A 23,087-nucleotide genomic window follows, 5' to 3' on the forward strand; every position below is an offset into this window, starting at 1 on the left:
GGAGCAATATTCACTATGCAATACGCTATCTTTGGAGGCGGCGCCCTCGGCCTGGTGGCCGCCTATCGCCTGGCTCAGGCCGGTCAGTCGGTCATGGTCTTCGAGCAGGAGGAGGTCCCCGGCGGCCTGGCCGCTGGTTTCCAGGTCGCGCCCGACATCTGGTTGGAGAAGTTCTATCACCACCTCTTCCGTACCGATCGCGCCGCTATTCGCCTGATTACCGAGCTGGGCCTCGGCCCACAGCTGGTCTGGTCTACTCCACGCACAGAGTCGCTGATCGAGGGCCAGATTTATCGTCTCGATTCGCCTACCTCTTTGCTGGCCTTCCGTCCCCTGCGCTTCTACGAGCGCCTGCGCGTCGGAGCAGTGGCCGCCTTCCTGAAACTCGCTCCTTCCTGGCCCCTGGAGGGCCGCACCGCCGCCCCCTGGCTGCGACGCTGGATGGGGAAACGTGCCTATGAGCTGGTCTTCGAACCGCTCTTTGTGAGCAAGTTCGGCGCTCTCCATGAGCAGATCGCCTTGCCCTGGTTCTGGGCCCGCTTCCACGATCGCACCACCAGCCTGGGTTACCTCAAAGGCGGCTTCCAACAACTCTACGATCGCCTGGCGGAACGCATCACCTCTCTCGGCGGCAAGGTTCTGCTCGGCACCCGCATCGAAGGCGCCGAGCCGCTGGCCGACGGCGGCTGGCAGGTACGCACCACGCGCGGCACCTGGACGGTCGATCGGGTCATCTCTACCCTGGCTACCCGCCTGACCCTGCGCCTGATTCCAGCCCTGCCCTCAGACTACCGCGCTCGTTACGAGTGGGGCCAGGCTTACGGCGCCCACTGCCTGATTCTGGCCCTCGACCGTCGCCTGACGGCTACCTACTGGCTCAATATCTGCGATCCGGGCTATCCTTTCCTGAGCATCGTCGAACATACCAACCTGCGCCCTCCCGAGGAGTACGGCGGTCGCCATCTGCTCTACCTGGGCAACTATCGCCCAATGGATGACCCACTCTTCCAGATGGAGAAAGCCGAGGTCCTGGCCCAGTTCTTGCCCCATCTGTGCCGCATCCGTCCCGATTTCGATCCCTCCTGGGTGCGCGAAAGCTGGATGTTCCGCGCTCCCTTCGCCCAACCGATCGTGACCCCAGACTACCGCGAGCATATTCCACCCCTGAAGACCCCCCTGCCCGGCCTCTGGCTGGCTAATATGTTCCAGGTCTATCCCCACGATCGCGGCCAGAACTACTCCATCGCTCTGGCCGAGCGCCTGGTTCGCCAGATCCTGGAGGAGGACGCAGCTCCCTCTCGACGCTGAGAAAGCTCCCTTCTCCCCCGCTCTGCCTCCCTCCTCTCTTTTTCCTCATCCTACACTACAATTAGAGCAGCTTCATACTTCAGCAGACTTGCTCCTCTATTCTTGTTTTGAATCCTGTCGAATGCAGACTACCATTCAGAAAATACTACGCTCACAGCTGCATGGAAGCAGCAATATCCTGGTACAGTAGAAGAGGAGGAGGAGGATTTGATGAACCAGGCTCGCTTCTCTCGTCAGCAGCACCCACTGCTTGGGCTGCTGACACTGCTGGCACTTGCCACAACACTCTTGCCTGGTCCCTTCGTGAGCGCCTGGCTACATCCCCAGCGGCCCGGCGCCCATTGGGCGATCACCACTCGCCAGAGCCAGGCCAAAGCCCCACGCAGTAGCGGCCATACCGCCGTATTGACCTACAAAAACGATAACTGGCGTAGCGGTCAGAATACAACGGAAACACTCTTGACCCCAGGCAATGTCAATGCCCAAACCTTCGGCAAGCGCGTGGCCTACCCCGTCGATGGCCAGATCTATACCCAGCCACTCTATGTGCCCAATCTCAACGTCAATGGCGCACTCCACAATGTGGTCTTTGTGGCAACCGAGCACGACAGCATCTACGCTTTTGACGCCGACACCCAGGCCACCAATGGCGCTCCTCCTCCGCTCTGGCACGTCAACTATCTGCTCCCTGGGGAGACGACAGTTGCCTGGGAGGATGTGGCCTGCGGCGATACGGTGCCGGAGATCGGGATTACCGGTACACCAGTCATCGATCTTGCCACACGGACAATGTTCTTTGTGACCTTCTCGGAAAATAGTAGTGGGCAGTTCTTCGATCGGCTCCACGCCATTGACATCAGCACGGGCCGCGAGCGCCCCGGTAGTCCGGTGGTGGTCCGGGCCAGCGTCCCTGGCCAGGGCGCCGGCAGCCAGAACGGCAGTGTGAGCTTCGACCCCCGCTACGAGCGCCAGCGCGCCGCCCTGCTGCTGGCCAATGGCCAGATCTACATCGCCTGGGGATCGTTCTGCGATAATATGCCGTACCACGGCTGGATCATCAGCTATGCCTACGATGGCAGCAGCTTCCGCCAAACCCATGCTTTCAACGTGACCCCCGATGGAGCCGGCGCTGGCGTCTGGCACGGCGGTGGCGGCCTGGCCGCCGATAGCGAGGGCAATATCTACTTCATCAGCGGTAACGGCGACTTTGAGCCTTCCGCCCCTCGTCCATCGCTCGGCGATAGCTTTGTCAAGCTAAGCCCCGATTTGCGCTTGCTGGACTACTTCGCCCCCTTCAACCAGGAGTGCCTGGGAGAGGCCGACGCCGACCTCGGCTCGGGCGGGCCGCTGCTGCTTCCCTCTTACCCGGAGTTGATCGGCGGCGGCAAGGAAGGCCGCATCTATGTGCTGGATACTAATAAGCTGGGCCAGTTTACGACGGTCAGCCAACCCTGCACGGAGGCTAATCGGCGTCGCACCGATCTGGATCAGGTGCTGCAGGAAACACCCCCCAGCACCGTCGGCGGCTTGTATGGAACCCCCGCCTACTGGCGCAGCGCTAATGCAGAGTACGTCTACGTCTCCAGCGTCGGACACCCGACCCTGGCCTATCGCCTGCAGCGCAACAGTAAAGGGCAGGTCCTGCTTTCACCAACACCAAGCTCCCAGACCCCAGAGAGAAGCTTCCTCTTCTCCGGCGGCAATCCCTCGCTCTCTAGCAATGGGACGAGTAACGGGATTCTCTGGCTGATCGATCCAGGCGGCGCTTTGCGCGCCTACGATGCGACGAACCTGAGCCATGAGCTATATAGCAGCGCCCAGGACCCGGACTACGATACGCTCGATAGCTACGTGAAGTTCAGTACGCCAACAATCGCCGATGGCCGGGTCTTCGTGCCAACCAAGACAACGCTGACCATCTACGGGCTGCTTAATAAGAGCAGCGCCCCCCCACCTCCAGTGACCTACAACAACGTCGGCATCAGCGATGATTTTACCCAGAATGTGCAGGCCGCTAACTACGATGGCCTGGGCTATAGTTACTCTGCAACAGCTCTGGCCCAGGCCGGCATTACCCCAGGGGCAAGTGTCCTCTGTAACGGCCTGGCTTTCATCTGGCCAGATCTGCCCGCCGGGGTCAAGGATAATTACCAGGCCAATGGTCAGACGATCCCACTGAATAGCGGACCAGGCGTGACGCTGGTGGCCTTCCTCGGCTCAGCTACCCAGGGATCAACCAGCGGCACCGCTCGCATTAACTATAGCGACGGCTCGACCCAGCCGTTTACACTCGGCCTGACCGACTGGACTACCAGCCCACCCGCTTTTAACAATAAGCTGGTGGCGACGATGAGCTACCGCAATGGACCCGGTGGGCAGCAACCGGTGACAGTCTACCTGTTCTACACCGACGTGACGGTCGATCCAAGCAAAACGATTAAGAGTGTGACGTTGCCCCCAGAACCCTCTGGCCCCAGCCGCCTGCACATTTTCGCTATTGCCACCAAAGGACTCTACGGCAGTTACAACAACATTGGGGTAAGCGACGACCACCTGCCCGCTCAGGCCAATTTCGACAACGCTGGCCACAGCTATTCGCTGCAAGCCCTGCAGCAGGCGGGAATCAATCCCGGCGACAATGCTTTCTACCGTGGCGTCTCCGGCGTGGTCTTTCAATGGCCCAACGCCGCCGCCAGCCAGCTCAACAACTATATCGCCACCGGGCAGACGCTGCCAGTGGCCCCTCAGAAGAACGCCAGCCTGCTGGCCTTTCTGGGAGCAGCCTCGGGCGGTCCTTCGTATGGCACCGCCTACGTCAACTACAGCGATGGCAGCCGCCAACCGTTTACCCTTGGCTTCAGCGACTGGACCCTCAATGAGGGCAAGGCCCGCGAGCCATCGTTCGGGAATGGCATCTTTGTTACCCTGCCCTACCGCAATCAGCCAACGGGACAGGAGTTTGTCAAGACCTACATCTTCTATGCCGAGGTGGCCCTGCAGAGCGGCAAGACGGTCAAAAGCGTGACACTACCAGCCACGGTCAACCAGGGCCTGCTGCACGTCTTTGCCGTGGCCACCAAGACGGCGGAGGATTCTCCATACAATAATGCCGGCACAAGCGATGATAGCAACCCCCAGGCCGCTAACTTCGACGGCACAGGGGCCAGCTATTCCGCCCAGGCCCTGGCCGCGGTCGGGATCTTTCCCTGGCAGCCGTTCACCTACAATGGCGTGACCTTTAGCTGGCCAAATGTCGCTTCAGGAGCCAACAATAATTACCTGGCCAGCGGCCAGACGCTTCTTCTGAGTGGAAACGCTCATAAGACTGCGCTGGCCCTGCTGGGCGCCGCAGACCATAGCGATGCCTCGGGCGCCCACGGCCAGGTGCTGGTGCGCTACAGCGATGGCTCGGCTCAGCCGCTGCCGCTCTGCCTGAGCGACTGGACCCTCGGGGGCGGCTCCTTTGCTCCCAGCTGCGGCAATAGCATCGCCATCGTGACCGCTTATTATAACCGCCCCAGCGGCCCGCAGCTCCAACGAGCCTACGTCTTCTACGCCGAGCTGCCACTCGACCCGGAGAAGACAGTCAAGAGCATTACGCTGCCCACCACGGTTCTGGGTGGTCATTTACATGTCTTTGCCATCGCTCTCAAGTAGCCTTAACATAGCAGGGGAGCAGTCGGCGGACCTACAGCTCCGACTGCTCCCCCTGGTTCGCAGATCTCACCGGCTGCGTCGCTCAAGGCTCAGAGGCATGTCCCTCCTGCCGCAGACGGTGAAGCTTCACCCGTGCCCTTTCCAGGTCAAGACCGGCTCGCTCAAGAACCTCACTGGCCAGGGTTCCACTCTGGCTCAAAAGAGCCAGGAGTAGATGCTCGCTGCCAATAAAGCCCTGCTGCTCCCGGCTGGCCTCACCGACTGCTAACTCAATTGCTTGCCGGGTTTCTGGGGTCAGGCCCTGCCAGCTCGTCTCACCACCAGAATGAGCCGCCAGCCAGTCTGCAATGGCTCGCTCCGTGGCCGCATGAAGCAGCGACTGATCAACCTCCAGCCGCTCTAGCAGCTTTGAAACGGTTGTTGTTCCACTGGTGGTTATTCCCAGCAGCAAATGCTCTGGAGCAATATACGTTTGCTGATACCTTTCTGCGGACTGCTGCGCTTCTTTGAGGGCAAGCTTAGCGCTGTCTGTAAAGTAGTGAAAACGACTCTGGACCATGCTTCTCCTGCCTTTGCTGCCAAGTAGCAGAAGATCGTGCCACAGATGATCTCTCTCCTGCTCTCAGCCCGAATAAACTACTCACTGCTTTTGCATCGCTGGCTTAGCCTGCCCTGGCACTAAGAGCCGCGCCCCGCTCTCCAGCTTTCGCCCTCCTTTTTCTCAGTTGGCTGCGCTAGGCCAGGTAGGGTACCAACCCTGACATTATAGCATATCGCAATAACGATTGCACTGTTGCCTAGAGGCGGGCAATAGGGACTCAAAGCCAGTCTGAGTTTGTGTTATAATCAAGTCCAGGCTGTTTGTTCTCTCACTTACTACTCTGCGGGATCGCAAGAAAGGGGTGGTAGGGGCTATGAAGCCACTTGTCGCCATTGTAGGCCGACCGAATGTCGGCAAATCCACGTTTTTCAATCGCATGATCGGTGAGCGGCGCGCTATTGTCGAGGATTTGCCTGGGACAACGCGCGACCGCCTTTACGGAGATACAGACTGGAATGGACGAACGTTTACGCTGATTGATACCGGTGGCCTGGCCCTCGGCGAGGGGACACCGCCAGGTCAGGTTGGTTTGAGCGGCCTGAGCGGCGACCTGATGGAGCATGTGCGCTCGCAGGTACAGCTGGCCATCGAGGAGGCCGATGTTATTGTCTTTATGGTGGATGTGCGCACAGGCATTACCACCGCCGACGAGGAGGTGGCGGCCCTCCTACGTCGTACCAATAAGCCCGTGATCCTGGCTGCCAATAAGGCCGATAACGATAGCCAGCGCCAGTACGCTCCCGAGTTTTATGCCCTCGGCCTGGGCGAACCGATCGACATCTCAGCCCTGCACGGTCTGGGAACCGGCGACTTGCTGGACAAGATCGTCGAGTCTCTACCGCCGGAGACGCCCGAGGAGCACACCGAAGAGGACGAGACAGAGCAAGTGCGCATCGCCATCGTCGGGCGTCCGAATGTCGGCAAGTCGTCGCTGCTTAACCGCATCCTGGGCTACGAGCGCGCTATTGTGAGCGATGTACCCGGAACGACGCGCGATATGATCGATACCGGGCTGCTCTTTGATGATCGCAAGCTCGTGCTCATCGACACCGCCGGCATCCGGCGACGCGGACGCATCGTGCCAGGCATTGAGAAATACAGTGTGATACGCTCGATGCGCGCTATTGACCGCTGCGATGTGGCCCTCCTGCTGATCGATGCGGTTGAGGGACTGGCGGCTCAAGATACACATATCGCGGGTTATGTGCATGAGCAGGCCAAAGGTATCATCGTCGTGGTCAATAAGTGGGATATTGTTCAGGAGCAGCGCCGTGCTGCCCGCCGGGGAGAGCCTCTCAGCCTGGCGAGGGAAATCGCCGAGGCCGAAGAGTATCGCAAGATTCTAAGCGCGGGCCTCAAGTTCATTCCCTATGCCCCGGTGGTCTTCGCCTCGGCCAAAACCGGCTACCACGTTCAATCGCTGCTACGTAAGGCCATCGAAATTGCCGACACGCGCTTCGTGCGCATTCCCACAGCGCGTCTGAACGAGGTTGTGCAGGAGGCCATCCGTCGCCATCACCCGGCCACAGTTCACGGGCACCAGCTCAAGATCTTCTATGCCACTCAGGTTCAGGTTAATCCGCCAACCTTCGTCTTCTTCGTGAACAATCCGGATTACCTTCATTTTAGCTACGAGCGCTATCTAGAAAATCGTCTACGCGAGGCTTTCGGCTTCGCCGGAACAGGGATTCGCTTAATCTTCCGCGCGCGGTCAAAGGTAGAGCTGCCGCGCCTGGGCTAGGCCAGTGGGCCTGGCCAGCCTGCTCCAAAGACTGGGCTGGGGATTGTTTTCGTTTTTGCTCGCCCTCTTGTCTGTTTTTTTGCTTTAACCACCCGGGCCTGGGAGATCCCCACTTTATAGACCCAGCACGCCGGCGGCCAGCATCAATGGCAGAGTCTCCTTACATGGGGGGCCATGCGTGTACCTGTGGGTGGAGGAAGCAACGTGCGCATAGCACACGTTTCCCTGGCAATGGTTGTCTTTGCTTGTTGACCTTTGCAAAGGAGGTTGCGATCGATGCAAGGGACGAATCTGCAAGGCATGCGTGTGGCTATTCTGGCAACGGATTACTTTGAGCAGGTTGAGCTGAGCGAGCCAAAGAAGGCCCTGGAGGAGGCGGGAGCGCGCACGGCCATTGTGGCCCCAAAGGCGGGCCAGATCCAGGGCGTCAACCACGTCGAGAAGGGGGACAGCTTTCCAGTCGACTTGACACTGCAGCAGGCCAACCCCGACGAGTTTGACGCCGTCCTTCTGCCAGGCGGAGCCTTGAACGCTGATGCCCTGCGTGTGCAGCGCGAGGCCCAGGAATTTGTACGGCGCATTGACGCCGCCGGCAAGCCTATCGCCGTCATTTGTCATGGCCCCTGGCTGTTGGTCTCCGCAGGGCTGGTACGCGGGCGTACCTTAACGAGCTACCATACGATCCAGGATGACATCCGCAACGCCGGTGGCAACTGGGTTGATCAGGAGGTTGTGCGCGATCGCAATTGGGTGAGCAGCCGCAGCCCTCGCGATCTTCCCGCCTTCAATCGGGCGATGATCGAGCTGTTCGCTCAGAGCCGCGTGAGCGCCCGCGGCTAACTCGAACCATCCAACGACGATCGGGGATCTGATTCTGCGTCAAAATACAAGGGGGGCGTCCGCAGAGCCATAGTGCGCTCTGGCGGGCGCCTTTTTTGTTTGGTTATGCGCTGGTGTATGGTCACAAGCCAGCGAGCGCTACGGGAGCTGGCCATTCGCCTCCCCGGCCACTGTCATCTGTCATTTGACAGCAATTGATATTCAGGCTATTGTAAGGTATGGGTCAACGATTGCAAGCCCGCTATCAGGCAGCACCCTCATAATCTAGCCTGGCATCATCTTGACGCAGAACGAACAGGGCACCGATGAGCAGTGAAACGCTACCGGCTAACGATAGTCCCGCGACGGCCAGCGAGCTGGCCCTGGCACAGCGCAGACGGAAGCGCAGCATTGCAATTTTTGTGATTGTCAGTCTGCTGAATGTGGCGCTCCTGGCCGTACTCTGGTCGCAGCTGCTGACTCCCGCCCCGGGGCAGAATGCAAGCAGCAGCTTGGCCTCAGCGGGCTTCAGTGGCCCCATGGTAGGAAAGAAGGCGCCGGATTTCCGCCTGCCTCTGCTGGCTGCGGGCACCGGGTCTAATAGCTCGGTCGCTCTCTCCGATTTTAAGGGACAGGCGATTGTACTCAACGTCTGGCAATCCTCCTGTGAGCCGTGCCAGCGTGAGGCCCCAGTGCTCCAGGCAACCTGGCAACGCGTCCAGGGGCAGGGCATCGTCTTTCTGGGCCTCGATTTTCAGGATAACCGCAACGATGCGCTGAGCTTCTTGCAGGCGCATGGAATTACGTATACGAATGTGAGCGATAGCAGTGGCGCGACGGCCATCAGCTACGGCGTGGCTAATCTGCCAACGACGATCTTCATCGATCGCACAGGCACGATCGTGGGCTGGCACGCGGGAGAGCTGACGGTGCAGCTACTGGAGCAGGGCCTGCAACTGCTGAACCACTGAGATAAGGGGACAGCAGGCTCCTGTTGGTGAGAAAGACGTTTGGAAGCTGGGAGAGGAGGATACCTTACCCAGGCAGGCAAGGAAGAAAACGAGAAGTTGACCTACGAGGATAAAAGGGGCTGGCTATGGACTGGCTGCCGGCGCTGCTGCCGCAGGGGCTGCTGCTGATTATGCGGGTGATCCATACGCTGGCTGCCGCTACCTGGGTCGGTGGCAGTGCCATGTATTTGCTGGTGGTTCAGCCGGCCTTGCGCCTGGCTCCCGCGCCTGAGCTGGCCGCTAAAATCGCAGCGCGCTTTAGACGCCTGGTCAATGGCTGCGTCGGCCTGCTCCTGGTGAGCGGAGCCTTCTTAACGGTGGACCGCCTGACGGAGACGAGCCTCGGCTGGCCTTATCTGCTGACGTTGAGTGTGAAAATCGCGCTGGCGCTGGCTTTGTTCGCTTTGGCTTTTTATCTGGGACAAAGTGCGATCCGCCGGCTGGCTCGTCGCTCATCTCGCTTTGCTCAGGTCGCCCCTCGCTTGATGCTGGCCCTGGGCGTGGTAGTCTTCGCCCTCGGCGCCCTGCTCAATATCCTGTTCGAGGCTAGCCTCACCAATCGTTAGCCGATTTCAGGTGGCGCGTTTCTGGCTGACTACCCACGCCACCCCGCTGGCGGTGGTCACGATCAGGGCGTCGCGCTTCGACAGCCAGAGGAGCGGGCGACGCGAGCAAGAGCGAGCGCATGGAAGTAGGCATGAGAGAGAAGCGCGAGCTTGTTCGCCTGTGACTCAGGCTCGCCTTCTAGTTGTATGGAGGTTCCCTTCGTGCAGTCGGCTGTGGTTTCTACTCAGACTGAGAAGGACACCGTCCAGGCTCCAGCGCGCCGGCGCTTGCCGGCTGGTCTGCTGGTCGCTGGCCTGGCAATTGCCGCTGCTGTCGTCTATTTGATTGTGGCGAATACGCGCTCCAGCGCTGTCTACTATATGACGATCGCCGAGTTGAAGCACTGTACGACCTGCAGCAGCCAGGCAGTACGGGTGATGGGTGTGGTGCAGCCCGGCTCGATCGAGCGCCACGATCAGACGCTGAGCTTTGTGATTACAGATAATCGGCAGTCGTTGCCAGTGGTGTACAGTGGCGTCGTTCCTGATATTTTCCAGGCGGGCATCCAGGTGGTGGTCGAGGGCTACTACCATGGCCAGGGCACTTTCGAGGCTCAGACGCTGCTGGCCAAGTGCCCCTCGAAGTTCCAGGCCGCGACACCAACGCCCAGCAGCAGTTGAGGCTGCATCTGGTAATGGCTCCGCTATGTTTCTTTCTGTCTTTGACTGATCTCTGCCTTCTCTGCCCGCCACAGCGGCAGCCCGCCTGACTTGAGAGACTGCCCAACTGTGGGAGTGTTTTCGAGGGAGAAGAGAGCTGTGTACGTTTCTGATCTGGGCGCGAGCGCTATTCTGTTGGCGCTGCTTTTCGCGATCTACACGCCGGTGGCGGCGGTGGCCGGAGCTTTGCGGCAGAGTGAGGCGCTGGTGGCGAGCGCCCGACGGGCGACACTGGCGGTGGCGGCTTTCCTGCTGCTGGCTTCGGGGGCCTTGGTGGCCTCGTTTCTATTGCACGATTTTGGCGTCAGCTATGTGGCTCAGCATTCCAGCCTGAGCATGCCCTGGTACTACGTGACAGCGGCTTTCTACGGCGGTCAGGAGGGTTCGCTGCTCTACTGGGCATTGACGCTGGCATTGTTCTCAGCCATCTTCGTGGTGACCTCGCGCCGCGCGCCCGCGGCCCTGGTCCCCTATGTCCTGGCGACACTGATGGCCATCGAGGCCTTTTTCCTGGTGGTACTGGCGACAGTCTCCAGTCCTTTTGTACGTCTTGCCCATCCTCCCGCCGACGGTGTGGGGCTGAATCCACTGCTGATGGACCCGGGCATGCTGCTGCATCCGCCGCTGCTGCTGATGGGGTATATGAGCTTCTCGCTACCCTTTGCCTTCGCAGTGGCAGCGATGATTACGGGGCGGCTCGATAGTGAATGGCTGCGGGCGCTCCGACGTTGGATGCTGGCCGCCTGGACGATCCAGAGCGCCGGGCTGCTCATGGGTGCCTGGTGGGCCTACCATGTCCTCGGCTGGGGCGGCTACTGGGGCTGGGACCCGGTGGAGAATGCGGCGCTCTTGCCCTGGCTGACGGCGACGGCTTTCCTGCACTCAACAATGGTGCAGGAGCGCCGCGGCATGCTGAAGGTCTGGAATCTGGGGCTGGTCATCGCTTCTTTCGCCCTGTCTATCTTCGGCACCTTCGAGGTGCGCAGTGGTGTCATTAGCTCGGTCCACTCTTTCGCCTACTCGACCATCGGCTCCTATTTCCTGGCCTTCCTGGCGCTGGTGATCGTCTTCAGCCTGGGCCTTTTCCTGTTCCGCTTACCCCGCCTGCGCGCGGAGCAGGAGTTTGATTCGGTGGTCTCGCGCGAGGGCATCTTTTTGGTGAATAATTTGCTGCTGGTCGGGATCGCCTTCGCCACGCTCTGGGGGACGCTCTTCCCCCTGATTTCGGCAGCTATGCGCCACGAGGAGATGAGTGTTGGGGCGCCTTTCTATAACCAGGTGACCGGCCCGCTCTTCTTGCTGCTCCTGCTGGCGATGGGGATCGGCCCGCTGCTGGCCTGGCGCCGTACGTCATTCCAGGCATTGCGTCGCAATTTGGGTCTACCCGCCTTGCTGGCGGCTCTCTGCGCCGCCATTCTGCCTCTGCTTGGGGTTCCGTCTTTGTGGGCAAATGTGGCTTTTGCAGTCTGTAGCTTCACCGGCAGCGCGATCCTGTATGAGTTATGGCGCGGGGTACGGGTACGCCACCGCCACGGCGAGTCGTACGTGCGCGCGCTGCTGATGCTCTTTGCACGCTATCGCCGCCGCTACGGAGGCTACCTGGTTCATCTCGGCCTGCTGATTCTGGCCGTCGGGGTCATTGGCTCCCACTTCTTCCAGCAACAGAGCGACGCGACCTTGAAGCCTGGCCAGCAGGTGAGCATCGCCGGCTATCAGCTCGTCTATCTGGGCAATATCGAGGACTTCTATCCCGAGAAAGATGTGGTGGTAGCTCAGTTCCAGATCTGGCAACACGGTCAGCTCCTCCGCTATATCTACCCCGGGCGCCAGATCTACCATAATTTCAGCGACCAGCCGGCCAGTATGATCTCGATTACAACCTACGGGCTGACGGATCTTTACGTCTTCCTTGAAGACTGGCAGGGGGCTGCCCAGGCAACCATCCATATTTACGTGAATCCGTTGACGGTCCTGGTTTGGTTCGGCGGACTGGTCTTGATACTGGGCGGCGTGGTCTGCTGGTGGCCGGAGCCACCCACGTCCTTGCGCTCAGGCCGTCTGGTGCGCCCGCTCACCATCGCTGAGGCGACCACGGTCTCTGACAGGTCGCCTGTTCAGGCCGCGCAGGAGAAAGCCGTCGTTGCCTCGGCCCAGGCTGTTGAGCGCTCCGCAACGTCGCCCACGCCAGGCCCTTCGGACTCTCGTTCAAGGGAGCCCGGCGAGGAGGTGAGCCAATGAGACGACTGCCGATCCGAGCGCTGGTCCCGGCAGTGGGGCTGCTGCTCGTTGTGAGCATCGCGCTCGTTTGGTGGTTTGTTTATCTCTCCCATCCAAAGACGACGACTCTGGATCAGCGGGTCGCCGAGGTGGCTTCTCAGCTGCGCTGCCCCATCTGCCAGGGCGAGTCAGTTCAGGATTCGCCTTCAGAGCTGGCGCAGCAGATGCGCGCGGTCATCCGCCAACAGCTTCAAGAGGGCCGCTCGGAGCAGGAAGTGATCCAGTACTTTGTGGATCGCTACGGGGAGACGATCCTCTGGAATCCGCCTCGCCAGGGCTTCAGTCTACTGGTCTGGCTGATCCCGCCGGCCATGCTGCTGGGTGGCGCTGTGCTCATCTTCTTTGTCGTGCGTGAGTGGCGTCAACGCCGGGCGGCTGATTCTCTCACCGCTTCGGCTGCCGCGGCGATAGTGCCCTCGGAGGCCGTGCCGGACGAGGAGCTGGAACGCTATCGCGCTGAGCTGGAGGCCGAGCTGGCCGCCGATGATCCGCTCTTCCAACCGTCGCATGTGCAGAGGGGGTAATGATGATCTTCCCTGGTTCGCCGCTGGCTCTGCTGCTAGCTGTCCCGCTCGGGCTGCTGGCCCTGGCCCTGGTGCTCTATCCGCTGGCACGTCCTGCAGGTCGCCAAGCAGGCGTCTCCGCTGAAGCAGGGAGAGATTTGGCCGGGGCTGCCTCACCACCGCTGGCTCCGTCTGAAGAGGAGACAGCAGCGCGTGCCGCCCTCCATGAGGTGGAGCTGGAATATCAACTTGGCAATCTGACGGAAACTGATTACCGCTCCTTGCGGGAGCGCTATCTGCGGCGCGCGCTGCTCGCTATCAAGGAGCGCCATACACGCGAAAAGGAACTCGATGCCCTGATTGAAGAGCGATTGCGCCTGTTGAGGGAGGAAGATGTCGGAAGAAGCAACGGTGTCTAGTGGTGGGCCTGCCGGTGGTCGCCTTATCTTGACCGTGACGATACCTCTGTTATCGCTCCTTGCGCTGCTCTGGCTCTTGATACCAGTAGCCCCAACCCAGGCAGCGAGCAGCGCCAGCACGGGCACGATCCGCGGTCATCTGGTCAACGGAACCCATAACAATGCGCCGGTAGCGGGACAAAGCGTGACGCTGCAGATGGCGCAGGACGGTTCGGCTCGCGATCTGACTACGCTCAAGACTGATAGCCAGGGGGCTTTTCTCTTCACCGGCCTGGCCACTGCCAGCACGGTCAAGTACGCGGTCTATACCCGCTACCAGGGGGCTCAGTACGTCTCTGACCTGGTCGATCTCAGTAAACAGGCAGTACAGCAGATCGAGCTAATAGTCTACGATGCTACCAGTAGTAGCGCTGATCTGGCCGTGGTCCAGGCTACGATTCTGATTCATGAGCCGGATGCCAGCAAGGGGACGTTCACGGTTTCGGAGATCTACTTTTTCCAGAACGTGGGGAAGACAACCTATGTGGGGTCGCTGAATGCCAGCCAGGGACGCCCGAATGCCCTGCTCTTCTCGCTGCCCCAGGGGGCGCGTAACGTGGCCCTGGACCAGGGTTTTAACAGCGTCGAGGCCATTCAGGTCGCAGGTGGCTTCGCCAGCGATGCGGCGGTACCTCCAGGCGAGACACAATTTTCTTTCTCATTCGAGGTGCCTTATCAGAGCACCAGCTATGATTTTGCCTATACGTTCTTCTATCCAACGGTTCAGCTCTCGGTCTTGACACCACCTGCCCTGCAGGCCAGCTCGGGCGCCTTGTCCTCCAAGGGGTTGATGACAGCGAATAGCCATCCCTACCTGCTGTTGCAAAATCAGAATTTCCGCAGCGGCGACCAGGTTCATGTCAGGCTGCAGGGTCTGCCACTGAGCAGCAGTCAGAGCCAACACCAGGGGTTGTTCCTGGTTCCAACCTGGGTCTGGCTGGTCGGTGGCGTGCTGGTAATGCTGGCGATCATTGTGCTATCCTCGCTGCTCTACCACCTCTTCCAGCGCTGGCGCGAGAGCAAGCCTCGGGGGCACCCCCATGCCCAGAAGCGCCCTGCTCATACGCATGCTGAGCTAGAGGCAACGCGCACCCGCGACAAGGCCGACGCCGGGAGCGGCGAGCAGGATCGCCTCCTGCACCAGTTGCTGGAGCTGGATAAGGCTTTCGAGGAGGGACGGCTCAAGAAGACGGAGTATACCGAGGAGCGCGCCAGGATCAAGGAGCGCCTGCGCGTTCTGTTGAGCCTTGAGCAGGAAAAAGAGCACCGCCGTGGAGCGAAGGAGCGCCCGACCGCGGGGAGTTCGCGCTCGTCTTCCAATGCCAAACGTCGGTCAGGGAAAAGCTGAGGCGCAGCCACCACGTGAGACCGGATACCTGGAGCTGACTGGCCAGGCTGCTGCAGAGAGCAGGCGCGAGAGGCTTACGATTAAGAAGAGAAGCGAAGCGGGATGACATACATAGGTAGCGATGAGAGAATAAGCAAGCGACGATCTGATCCGACCTGTACAGAGGGGTCTTCGCTGGCCCAGGACGCCAGAAGGCAGGAGGCGTCTCCCCGGCCAGAGGCGGAGCGGCCTTTAGTGGAGATCGAGGGGCTGAGGAAGAGTTTCGCCTTTCGCCCAGTGCTACGTGGGATCGATCTGAGCCTGCGGGCCGGCGAGCGGCTTGCTTTGCTAGGCGCCAACGGAGCTGGCAAAACGACGCTCCTGCGTATCCTGGCCTGTCTGACGCGTCCTACAGCAGGTCACGCCCTGGTGGCGGGCCTGGACTGTGTCCACGATGCTCAGGAGGTACGGCGGCTGGTGGGCTTCGTGGCGCATCAACCCTATCTTTACGAGGAGCTGACCGCGCTGGAAAACCTGCTCTTCTTCGCGCGCATGTATGGGGTGGCGAGAGGACGCGAGCGCGCACTCTTGCTGCTGGAGCGGGTCGGTCTGGCCCGGCGTGCCCGTGACCGTGTTGGCTCGCTCTCGCGCGGCCAGCTGCAACGCCTGGCCCTGGCTCGCGCATTGCTGCATGGGCCGCGCCTGCTCCTGCTGGATGAGGCCGAAACAGGGCTGGATGAAGCTGGCACGGCCCTCCTGTCTACATTGCTGGCCGAGCATATGGCTGAAGGCGGAACGCTGATTCTGACGACCCATCGGCCCGAGTTTGCCCTGCAACAGGCAGATCGCCTGGTAATGCTCAAAGATGGGCGGATCGTCTATCACGAGACCGTGGCGGGCCTGGAGCTGGCACAGGTGCGCCGGGCCTATCAGGAGGTGGTTGGCTGATGAGTACGTTGAGCACTCTGCGTCTTTTGTGCAGCCAGGTGCTGGCGATTCTTGGCAAAGATATCCGTTATGAGTTGCGCAGCAAGCAAACCTGGCTGGGTATGGGCCTCTTCGCCCTGCTGGTCTTTGTGATCTTTAATTTCGCCTTTGATCTGCGCGTTGAGAATCGGGCGGCTGTGGCCCCTGGGGCCCTCTGGGTGGCCTTTGTCTTCGCAAGCTTGCTCGGCCTGGGACGCACTATTGCCGCTGAGCGCGAGGGTGGCTCTCTGGATCGTTTGCTGCTCTGTCCAGTAGATCGCCGCGCTATCTACCTGGCGAAGTTGCTCGGCAACCTGCTCTTCATCGGCGTCGTTGAACTGGTTGCCCTGCCAATCTTCGCCGCCCTCTTCTCGGTTCCTCTCTTCAGCGGCGAGCTGCTCCCGATCGTCCTGCTCGGCACCCTCGGCGTGGCCATCATTGGCACCCTCTTTTCGGCGATGACCGCCGCCACGCGCGCGCGTGAGTTGCTGCTGCCGCTGTTAGTCTTTCCGCTGATTGTGCCAGTCGTGATCGCTGCAGTGCGGGCCACGGGGGCGCTGATGATCGCGGCTCCTGACGAGCCGCCCTGGCTGGGACTGCTGACCGCCTTCGACGTGATCTTTTTCAGCCTGGCACTCCTGACCTTCTCCTATGTGATTGAGGAGTAAATGAAGCGTGAGTGATCTGTTGTTGTTGTTGTTGTTGACGAGGGATGGCGGGCTGCCAGCCCGCCAGGAGGAAAACGGCACGTATGGCTGTGATCAATAAGACAGGCGCGCCCCTTCAGGAGGCCGCAGCGCCGATGAGAAGGCCCACCTTGCCTATTGCCTCGCTGCTGCTAGGCGCCCTGGCATTTGTGGGCATGATGATCTCTATCTGGGTGATCTTTCTCTATGCCCCCACAGATGCTATCGAGGGCCTCTCACAGCGTATTTTCTACTTTCATGTGCCAGTGGCCTGGCTGGCCATGCTCTCATTCGTGATTGTGGCCCTGGGAGGGGCTGTCTATCTGTGGCGCGAAGACGAGCGCTGGGACTGGCTGGCGCTGGCTGCCGCAGAGGCCGGCGCCATCTTTACGACGCTGACGCTGGTGACTGGCTCACTCTGGGGCCGTGCGACCTGGGGCACCTGGTGGACCTGGGACGCCCGCCTGACGACGAGCCTGATTCTCTGGTTCCTCTACATCGCTTATCTGATGCTGCGCAGCTATCTTGGCAAAACGTCTACGAGTGCGCGCGCCGGCGCGGTGCTGGCAATCCTCGGCGTGATCGATGTCCCTATTATCTATGAATCGGTAAACTGGTGGCGTACCCTCCACCCAGCAGCGGAGATCGGCACCCCTGGGGCCCTCCCCCCCTCGGTCGTACTGGTCCTGATGCTCTCCCTGGCCAGCTTCACGCTCTTTTACTGCGTGCTGCTGATCCAACTCTATCAGCTGGTACGTCTCCAACATCTGACGTCGCGGCTGCGCGCCCGTCTGCAGGTAGTCGATTGATAATAAGAGGAAGGTGCAAAGCGTCGATGATGTTGGCCTACGTTGCGGCCCGCTGCCTGTCCGGCACGGAGCCAGCGTCGAGGAAGAGGAGGTACTGACAACATGGTGTATATGGTCATCGCTTACGCCCTGGTGTGGGCCGGGCTGTTCGCTTATCTGGCCTTCATCGCGCTGCGCATTCGCGCGGTGCGCACTGAGCTGGCGGCGGTCGAGGAGCTGGTGCGTGAGCACGAAGCGCGACAAGAGTAGCCGCCACGCTACCAGACGTGGAGAGAGGCGTGATCTGCCTGAGTTAAGGGGCCAGGTCCCTCTTGCCTTTCCTTTGTGATATGATCTTTGGCATAGATTGTTCAGGAGAAACAGAATAATGGCAGCAATGGAGAGAAACCTCGAAGAGCCTGGTCAGCAGCCACCGGCGTCGTCCCCTGCCCCCCTGAAGACGACGCCTGGCTACGTGGCCAACCTGGTAGTTGGGGATGTACTCGTTTTTCTACTGTTTGCTTTCTTCGGCTTGACGAGCCATCATGAGTTGAACGGCGGGGTCCTTCCTGCTCAAATCGTGACGGTGGCTCTGCCTTTCATGCTGGGCTGGTTCCTGGTCGCCCCCTGGCTGGGAGTCTATCGTCGCAAGTTGGAGACGAGCACGCGCCTCATGACGTTCTATACGCTGCGCGCCTGGATCATCTCCTGGCCGGTGGCAATGGGAATGCGCTGGCTCTTCGTCGAGCGCTTGCATCCTGTCCCACTCGATGCTTTCCTGACGTTCTCGCTGGTGGTCTTCTTCACTGTCCTGGTGCTCCTGATGGTCTGGCGCTGGCCATTCGCCTGGTACCGGAGCGGGCGGACCCGTGGTCTTCACTAGCCGCCAGCAGGGGCAGAGCTGACTGGACAGTGGAAGGAAGCCTGTGCCCGTCAATAGATTCCTCAACACACTCGCTTCTTCCTCTCTGCCCTGCCTGGCAAGGGCGTCTGTCTGTCTCTGGCTCTCCCCCAGATTTACCAGCCCACTGGCCTCCAGCAGGCGTCTATTGCAATCTCGGAGACGATGCGCTATCCTCTCCGAAAGGAGGGTGGGGCACACACTCGTACTCATTGACGATTCGTTAGCTCATTACCGCAAGTAGACCCTGGCCCGACTCAGGCTATGGCCGGACACGATCCGGCCCGGCCAGTGAAGCGACCCCCTTCCCTTCACCAGCCGCCGCAGTCGTGCCGTGAGCGCAGCAAACTGAGGTAGGCAGTAGGCAGATGGCAGCGAGGCAGGTAGCTTGATTGATCGCGTGGTCTGGTGGCTAAAGAGCTGGATAGGTGGATGAGTTGACTCCGGAAAGAGCGGCGGGTTGTCCGACCGGCCTCAGTGCAGCCAGGCGAGACTGAGGGCGCAGGGGCGTTCGCTCATTCGCCTGCTTTTATCCAGCGGCAGTCACCAACCAGTCTCAGAGCAGAGAAGACAAGAGGAGAGAAGAGCGCCATGACGCAGGTGCCATCTGACCATGAGGCAGAGCCACAAGAGGCTCTGGTCGACCTGACAAAGAAGCTGCGCAAGCGCGAGCGCCGCCTGCTTCAACGCCTGCAGAAAGCCCAGACGGCCCGAGCGAAAGCGGTCGAGCGCTTGAATCGGGCGCAGGCTCGCCTGGAGAAGCGGACAGCCCGCCTACAACGTCTTGAAGAACGGCTCTCGCTGGTTCGTCAGCAACTACAGACCCTGGAGGCGCTGACTGAGGGAGCACCAGCTTCAGCGCCCCAGCCCCAGTTCGAGACCACCAGCAGACTGCCAGAGACGGCGCCCTCCGCAGGAGAGGATGACAGGGATCGAGAGCAAACGGCGGTTTCCTCGGGAGAGGTCTCTCCAATGCCTCCTTCGGCGGAGAGGGAAGCGGCTGCCCCCGGAATCTCAGCTGAGATCGGTGAGACTGCTAGTGGCAATCCGGCGCTTAAGGAGCTGCAGGCTTTGACACACCTGCTCCTGGAGGAAGGACGGCGTGAGGAGCAGCTACGGGCCAGCTGGGGACGGCCTGGCCTGTCTTCTCCCTCGCCAGCAGATACGGCGGAAGGGGTCCCCGAGAGCAGCATCGACCAGACTCCAGCTGCGTTTGAACCGGCAAACACTGCCTGGCACGCCTCTGACCAGGATCAGGAGGTAGCTCCTGGAGGGCAGCGACCGCCTGATCCAGATTGGGTGAGCCAGTTGGCAGCTGACAGGAATAGCGCTGTCTCGACGCAGGAGGAGTCGCTGAACGAGCCTCCTGCCTATGCTGCTGAGGAAGTTACCTCTTCGGCGCCTGCCGCGCCGCAGCAGACCAGTCAGCCAGCTTCCCCAGCGCCACCTTCGGCTGAGCGTCTGCGCCAGGCAGCCCTCTATGGCTTCGATGAACCCCCTGAGCTACCCGAGACCGAGAGCGACGATGAAGAGGCTGATTTCTCTCGCGTGACGCCGGCAGTGCTTGCCTCGTCATTGCTACCGGCTTCGCCCGCCGAATTGGTGCGCGAGGCGCGGGCCGCTGCAGAGGCCGCAGAGGAGGCTGCCAGACTGGCAATCGAACGCGCAACCCTGGCCGTGGCTCGTCTCGAACTGCTGCCGTCAGGCCGTCATCTCGCGCAGGAGCTGGCAGAGGTTGAACAAGCGGTAGCTCAGGCAAGCCACGCCGCCGAGGTGGCCCAGACAACGGCGCGCGAGGTCGAGCACTGGGCCCAGGCCATTGCCCCGGCAGTGGATGATCTTAACGTACCAGCCCCTGCCCAGAACACGGCAGTTAGCCAACCAGTCGAGCCAGATAAGCAAAAAGAGCAAAACAATCAAGACTATTATAGTGAGACAGAAAAGACTATTCGAACAGTTGAAGTGGAATTGGCAGGAACGTCAATGGCGGTACAGCCCGGTTCGGAGCTGCCTGCACTCAGCCAGGAGAAGGAGCCGGCAGAGGCCATCTCGCTGCCCGAGGAAGAGCAAGCTGACCTTGAGCCAGCAGCGTCTCAAGGGGAAGAGCAGCTAGAGCCAGCGGAGACAGGCTCGGCAGCGCAAGCAGCCCCGCCTGCGGCTCTGCCCCAGGAGCAGGCAGCAGAAGCTATGGAAGCCGGGGAGGCAACACTGAGCACCCAGGAAAGAGAGGAGCCAGTGAGCGCTGAAGAGGAAGCCTCTCCCGAGGCCGAGACAGCAACTTCCCCAGAGGTAACTGCTCCCAGCGAGATAGCAACTGCCATCCCAGAGCCAGAGCCTTTGTCGGTCCCCGTCGAGGCGCAAGAGAGCACAGCGGCAGAGACCGCCCAGACGAACGCTCTACCAGAGAGCGAGGCTCACGAGGACCATGAGGGGGCTGCGGAGACAGTGATGACCACGACCCACCACGAAAAGGGAGAGCAAGAGGAGAGCCTCATTGCTGAGACCCCACTGCCGACTGCTGGACAGGAGGAGACCCGGCATGAAATGCTTAGCGCTGAGCCGGCCCAGACAGCCAGCGAGGCGGAACAGAGTGAGAGCAGCTGAGGTCACTGGCAAGGTGACGACGCTGCCCGCGCAAGCTACCTCCAGAGGAGAAGAGAACAAGTAGAGGAGAGGCAGGACTGTGATTGGGATGCAAATGGGTGAGAGGCAACGAAGAAAGGAGTTCACGGGATCGGAGAGAGGGAGAAGCGGTGCGCCAGCGGTGGCCGAGAGTCAGGCCCCAGGTCCAGGCAGCAACTTGAGCGAGGATGAGGTGGCGCGTCGCTGGTGGGCACTCCAGCCCGGGGCTTTGCTCCCGTTGAGTCAGGGCGGTTCGCTGCTCTTGCTCTTTCCTGGGCGACCCGGGGGCCGCTGTGGACCGGATGTTCGCGACGCCGTCCTGCACAATGGAGAGCAGGAGCTGGTCGGCGATGTCGAGCTGCACGTGCGCTCCAGCGATTGGCAGACGCATGGTCACCATCGCGACACACGCTACAACGAGGTCATTCTCCATGTCGTGTTGATCTGCGACCAAACCATACCCCCACGGCGTCAGGACGGCAGCCTCGTCCCCGTCTGCTCTCTCTACGACGCAGTGATCACTCCTGCCGAGCTGCGACTGTTCCCGCTGGCCGCCGATGGCTCTCCAGCGCGCTGGCCCTGTCAGCGTCTCTGGCCCGAGATGACAGCGGAGGACCGTGCACGTCTCCTGACTCTGGCCGGCACTCTGCGCTTTGAAGAGAAAGCCGCCAGCTTTGTAGCAGCCCTGCGTCAGGCCGAAGCCCGGGATCCCTTCTCGGCCTACGACGTCTGCCTGATCACAGCGCTGGCCGAGGGCCTGGGCTATGGGCGCAATCGTCGCTTTTTCCGCGCCTGCGGTCAGCGTCTGCTTGGTTTCACGACGGCGCTGCCCGAGCCAGAAGGACGAGCGTCGAAACCGCCTCCGCTGGATGCGGCGCGCCTCCAGACCCTGGGTCTGCTGGTAGCCCGCTGGTCTACGACGGGTGCCTGGGCGAGACTGCAGCCCGCCTTGAGCATCGAGAAGCCCAAACAGGCAATCGCCGAGCTGCGGGCCGCCCTGGCCCCTCTCAGCAGTGCGCGCAGCGATATTCTCATCTGTAACGTTGTCTTGCCCTTTGCCTACGCTGTCGCCCTGATCGAGAGGAGCGAGCCTCTTGCTCACCAGGCCCAGCAGCTCTACCAGTCGTATCCAGCCCTGCCCTCCAACCAGGTCACACGGGCCATGTCTCGGCAGCTTCTGCTCCCCGTCGAGCCGCGGCTCGCCTGTCAGCAACAGGGCCTACACCACATCTATCAAGAAACCTGCCGCGCCAAACGCTGCGGCATCTGCATGGCAGGAAAGAAGTTGCTATGAGCGCATCGACAGGCACAGAGCGCCTCGCTCGCTTTCTGGCCCATGCCGGCGTCGCCTCGCGTCGCCACGCCGAAGCTCTCATCTTCAGCGGGCGAGTACAGGTCAATGGAGAGACCGTGACCACGCCGGCGACACGCATCGATCCCGAGCGAGACAGGATTACCGTTGACGGTCGGCCTATCCAGGCGCCGAAGCACCATCTCTATCTCATGCTCCATAAGCCAGCGGGCTACGTCAGCACCGTGAGTGACCCCCAGGGACGGCCCACAGTGCTCGACCTGCTGCCCAAGCAGCTGCGCCACCTGCGTCTTTATCCCGTGGGGCGGCTCGACCTGGAGACCACCGGCTTGCTGCTGCTGACCAACGATGGCGAGTTTGCGCTGCAGATGACGCATCCACGCTTTGCTCCAGAGAAACGCTATCGCGTACTCGTGCAGGGCCATCCCTCCCCCACCACCCTGGAACAACTCCGCCAGGGAGTGATGATCAAGGAAGACAATGGCCGCTTCTACCGCACCGCTCCCGTTGGCGTACGGCAGCTACGCCGAACCGCTACCGGCACGTGGTTAGAGCTATGCCTGCACGAGGGGCGAAAACGGCAGATACGGCGCATGCTGGCCAGCGTCGGTCATCCCGTCCTGGAGCTGCAACGGGTCGCGATTGGCCCCCTGACCCTGGGTGACTTACCACCCGGCGCCTGGCGCCCGCTGACTGAGGCCGAAATCGCTGCTCTCCGCTCTCCGAAGAACCAGACAGCTTCTTCCAGCGCAGCAGCACCCTCGGCCCAGTCCCAAAAAGGCCGCTCCTAGTCATCCGTCCTGGCCTCTGATCGCTTCCCAGGAGAGCGGAGGACAACAGAGAATC

General features: G+C 61.1%; 20 protein-coding genes. 19 read left to right on the top strand and 1 reads right to left on the bottom strand.

Annotated features, from left to right (window positions below):
- Positions 1–15: 15 nt before the first annotated feature.
- Both A4R35_RS13090 and A4R35_RS13095 read left to right on the top strand, forming a co-directional pair.
- Positions 16–1,308: an NAD(P)/FAD-dependent oxidoreductase gene (locus A4R35_RS13090; RefSeq protein WP_112430048.1), complete on the top strand. Its 1,293-nt coding sequence runs from the start codon at positions 16–18 to the stop codon at positions 1,306–1,308.
- A gap of 210 nt (positions 1,309–1,518) precedes the next feature.
- Positions 1,519–4,965 (top strand): hypothetical protein, encoded by a 3,447-nt coding sequence (locus A4R35_RS13095; RefSeq protein ID WP_112430050.1) that lies wholly within the window; start codon positions 1,519–1,521, stop codon positions 4,963–4,965.
- Positions 4,966–5,047: 82 nt separating this feature from the next.
- Here A4R35_RS13095 and A4R35_RS13100 read toward each other — a convergent pair whose 3' ends face one another.
- A complete protein-coding gene (locus tag A4R35_RS13100; RefSeq protein WP_112430052.1) occupies positions 5,048–5,524 on the bottom strand; it encodes a Clp protease N-terminal domain-containing protein in 477 nt (158 codons plus the stop codon).
- Between the two features lie 355 nt (positions 5,525–5,879).
- On the opposite strand from A4R35_RS13100, the gene der reads away from it, so the two are divergent.
- The 17 genes from der (at position 5,880) to A4R35_RS13185 (ending at position 23,032) form a co-directional block, all read left to right on the top strand.
- Positions 5,880–7,307, top strand: coding sequence for a ribosome biogenesis GTPase Der (gene der, locus A4R35_RS13105; RefSeq protein ID WP_112430054.1), 1,428 nt, complete (start codon positions 5,880–5,882; stop codon positions 7,305–7,307).
- Positions 7,308–7,583: 276 nt separating this feature from the next.
- On the top strand, positions 7,584–8,147 hold the full coding sequence (locus tag A4R35_RS13110) for a type 1 glutamine amidotransferase domain-containing protein (protein WP_112430056.1): 564 nt from the start codon (positions 7,584–7,586) through the stop codon (positions 8,145–8,147).
- 305 nt (positions 8,148–8,452) lie between these two features.
- Positions 8,453–9,097 (top strand): TlpA family protein disulfide reductase, encoded by a 645-nt coding sequence (locus tag A4R35_RS13115; protein ID WP_112430058.1) that lies wholly within the window; start codon positions 8,453–8,455, stop codon positions 9,095–9,097.
- A 125-nt stretch (positions 9,098–9,222) separates the two neighbouring features.
- Positions 9,223–9,702: a CopD family protein gene (locus A4R35_RS13120; RefSeq protein WP_112430060.1), complete on the top strand. Its 480-nt coding sequence runs from the start codon at positions 9,223–9,225 to the stop codon at positions 9,700–9,702.
- A gap of 201 nt (positions 9,703–9,903) precedes the next feature.
- Positions 9,904–10,362 (top strand): cytochrome c maturation protein CcmE, encoded by a 459-nt coding sequence (locus A4R35_RS13125; RefSeq protein ID WP_189361766.1) that lies wholly within the window; start codon positions 9,904–9,906, stop codon positions 10,360–10,362.
- 138 nt (positions 10,363–10,500) lie between these two features.
- Positions 10,501–12,639: a heme lyase CcmF/NrfE family subunit gene (locus A4R35_RS13130; protein WP_112430064.1), complete on the top strand. Its 2,139-nt coding sequence runs from the start codon at positions 10,501–10,503 to the stop codon at positions 12,637–12,639.
- Positions 12,636–13,202: a cytochrome c-type biogenesis protein gene (locus A4R35_RS13135; protein WP_112430066.1), complete on the top strand. Its 567-nt coding sequence runs from the start codon at positions 12,636–12,638 to the stop codon at positions 13,200–13,202. Before A4R35_RS13130 ends, A4R35_RS13135 begins: the two co-directional genes overlap by 4 nt.
- A complete protein-coding gene (locus A4R35_RS13140) occupies positions 13,202–13,600 on the top strand; it encodes a hypothetical protein (RefSeq protein ID WP_112430068.1) in 399 nt (132 codons plus the stop codon). The genes A4R35_RS13135 and A4R35_RS13140 overlap by 1 nt, the downstream gene beginning before the upstream one ends.
- Positions 13,575–14,987, top strand: a complete 1,413-nt coding sequence (locus tag A4R35_RS13145; RefSeq protein WP_146747214.1) for a carboxypeptidase-like regulatory domain-containing protein — start codon at positions 13,575–13,577, stop codon at positions 14,985–14,987. The genes A4R35_RS13140 and A4R35_RS13145 overlap by 26 nt, the downstream gene beginning before the upstream one ends.
- Before the next feature lie 102 nt (positions 14,988–15,089).
- Complete coding sequence (gene ccmA, locus A4R35_RS13150; RefSeq protein WP_112430072.1) at positions 15,090–15,914, top strand: heme ABC exporter ATP-binding protein CcmA; 825 nt, start codon at positions 15,090–15,092, stop codon at positions 15,912–15,914.
- Positions 15,914–16,600, top strand: coding sequence for a heme exporter protein CcmB (locus A4R35_RS13155; RefSeq protein ID WP_112430074.1), 687 nt, complete (start codon positions 15,914–15,916; stop codon positions 16,598–16,600). Before ccmA ends, A4R35_RS13155 begins: the two co-directional genes overlap by 1 nt.
- 134 nt (positions 16,601–16,734) lie before the next feature.
- On the top strand, positions 16,735–17,427 hold the full coding sequence (ccsA, locus tag A4R35_RS13160; protein WP_112434180.1) for a cytochrome c biogenesis protein CcsA: 693 nt from the start codon (positions 16,735–16,737) through the stop codon (positions 17,425–17,427).
- Between the two features lie 102 nt (positions 17,428–17,529).
- Positions 17,530–17,676 carry a CcmD family protein gene (locus A4R35_RS13165; RefSeq protein WP_112430076.1) on the top strand — a complete coding sequence of 49 codons (147 nt, stop codon included), beginning with the start codon at positions 17,530–17,532 and terminating at the stop codon, positions 17,674–17,676.
- A 118-nt stretch (positions 17,677–17,794) separates the two neighbouring features.
- Positions 17,795–18,289 (top strand): DUF3054 domain-containing protein, encoded by a 495-nt coding sequence (locus A4R35_RS13170; protein WP_112430078.1) that lies wholly within the window; start codon positions 17,795–17,797, stop codon positions 18,287–18,289.
- 609 nt (positions 18,290–18,898) lie between these two features.
- Positions 18,899–20,911, top strand: coding sequence for a hypothetical protein (locus A4R35_RS13175; RefSeq protein ID WP_112430080.1), 2,013 nt, complete (start codon positions 18,899–18,901; stop codon positions 20,909–20,911).
- 88 nt (positions 20,912–20,999) lie between these two features.
- The gene (locus A4R35_RS13180) at positions 21,000–22,223 is read left to right on the top strand and encodes a DUF2851 family protein (RefSeq protein WP_112430082.1); all 1,224 of its coding nucleotides are present in this window, start codon (positions 21,000–21,002) and stop codon (positions 22,221–22,223) included.
- Positions 22,220–23,032, top strand: coding sequence for a pseudouridine synthase (locus A4R35_RS13185; protein ID WP_112430084.1), 813 nt, complete (start codon positions 22,220–22,222; stop codon positions 23,030–23,032). Before A4R35_RS13180 ends, A4R35_RS13185 begins: the two co-directional genes overlap by 4 nt.
- Positions 23,033–23,087 lie beyond the last annotated feature (55 nt).

This window comes from Thermogemmatispora tikiterensis, assembly GCF_003268475.1.
In the GTDB taxonomy this organism is placed as follows: domain Bacteria; phylum Chloroflexota; class Ktedonobacteria; order Ktedonobacterales; family Ktedonobacteraceae; genus Thermogemmatispora; species Thermogemmatispora tikiterensis.

Excerpts from the sequence above, each read along its gene's own strand:
- A4R35_RS13170 (WP_112430078.1), top strand. The coding sequence starts at position 17,795 with ATGGCAGCAATGGAGAGAAACCTCGAAGAGCCTGGTCAGCAGCCACCG.
- A4R35_RS13135 (WP_112430066.1), top strand. The coding sequence starts at position 12,636 with ATGAGACGACTGCCGATCCGAGCGCTGGTCCCGGCAGTGGGGCTGCTG.
- A4R35_RS13185 (WP_112430084.1), top strand. The coding sequence starts at position 22,220 with ATGAGCGCATCGACAGGCACAGAGCGCCTCGCTCGCTTTCTGGCCCAT.
- der (WP_112430054.1), top strand. The coding sequence starts at position 5,880 with ATGAAGCCACTTGTCGCCATTGTAGGCCGACCGAATGTCGGCAAATCC.
- A4R35_RS13115 (WP_112430058.1), top strand. The coding sequence starts at position 8,453 with ATGAGCAGTGAAACGCTACCGGCTAACGATAGTCCCGCGACGGCCAGC.
- A4R35_RS13175 (WP_112430080.1), top strand. The coding sequence starts at position 18,899 with ATGACGCAGGTGCCATCTGACCATGAGGCAGAGCCACAAGAGGCTCTG.
- A4R35_RS13110 (WP_112430056.1), top strand. The coding sequence starts at position 7,584 with ATGCAAGGGACGAATCTGCAAGGCATGCGTGTGGCTATTCTGGCAACG.
- A4R35_RS13090 (WP_112430048.1), top strand. The coding sequence starts at position 16 with ATGCAATACGCTATCTTTGGAGGCGGCGCCCTCGGCCTGGTGGCCGCC.
- A4R35_RS13140 (WP_112430068.1), top strand. The coding sequence starts at position 13,202 with ATGATGATCTTCCCTGGTTCGCCGCTGGCTCTGCTGCTAGCTGTCCCG.
- A4R35_RS13100 (WP_112430052.1), bottom strand. The coding sequence starts at position 5,524 with ATGGTCCAGAGTCGTTTTCACTACTTTACAGACAGCGCTAAGCTTGCC.
- A4R35_RS13155 (WP_112430074.1), top strand. The coding sequence starts at position 15,914 with ATGAGTACGTTGAGCACTCTGCGTCTTTTGTGCAGCCAGGTGCTGGCG.
- ccsA (WP_112434180.1), top strand. The coding sequence starts at position 16,735 with ATGAGAAGGCCCACCTTGCCTATTGCCTCGCTGCTGCTAGGCGCCCTG.
- A4R35_RS13095 (WP_112430050.1), top strand. The coding sequence starts at position 1,519 with ATGAACCAGGCTCGCTTCTCTCGTCAGCAGCACCCACTGCTTGGGCTG.
- A4R35_RS13120 (WP_112430060.1), top strand. The coding sequence starts at position 9,223 with ATGGACTGGCTGCCGGCGCTGCTGCCGCAGGGGCTGCTGCTGATTATG.
- A4R35_RS13145 (WP_146747214.1), top strand. The coding sequence starts at position 13,575 with ATGTCGGAAGAAGCAACGGTGTCTAGTGGTGGGCCTGCCGGTGGTCGC.
- A4R35_RS13165 (WP_112430076.1), top strand. The coding sequence starts at position 17,530 with ATGGTGTATATGGTCATCGCTTACGCCCTGGTGTGGGCCGGGCTGTTC.
- ccmA (WP_112430072.1), top strand. The coding sequence starts at position 15,090 with ATGACATACATAGGTAGCGATGAGAGAATAAGCAAGCGACGATCTGAT.
- A4R35_RS13180 (WP_112430082.1), top strand. The coding sequence starts at position 21,000 with ATGCAAATGGGTGAGAGGCAACGAAGAAAGGAGTTCACGGGATCGGAG.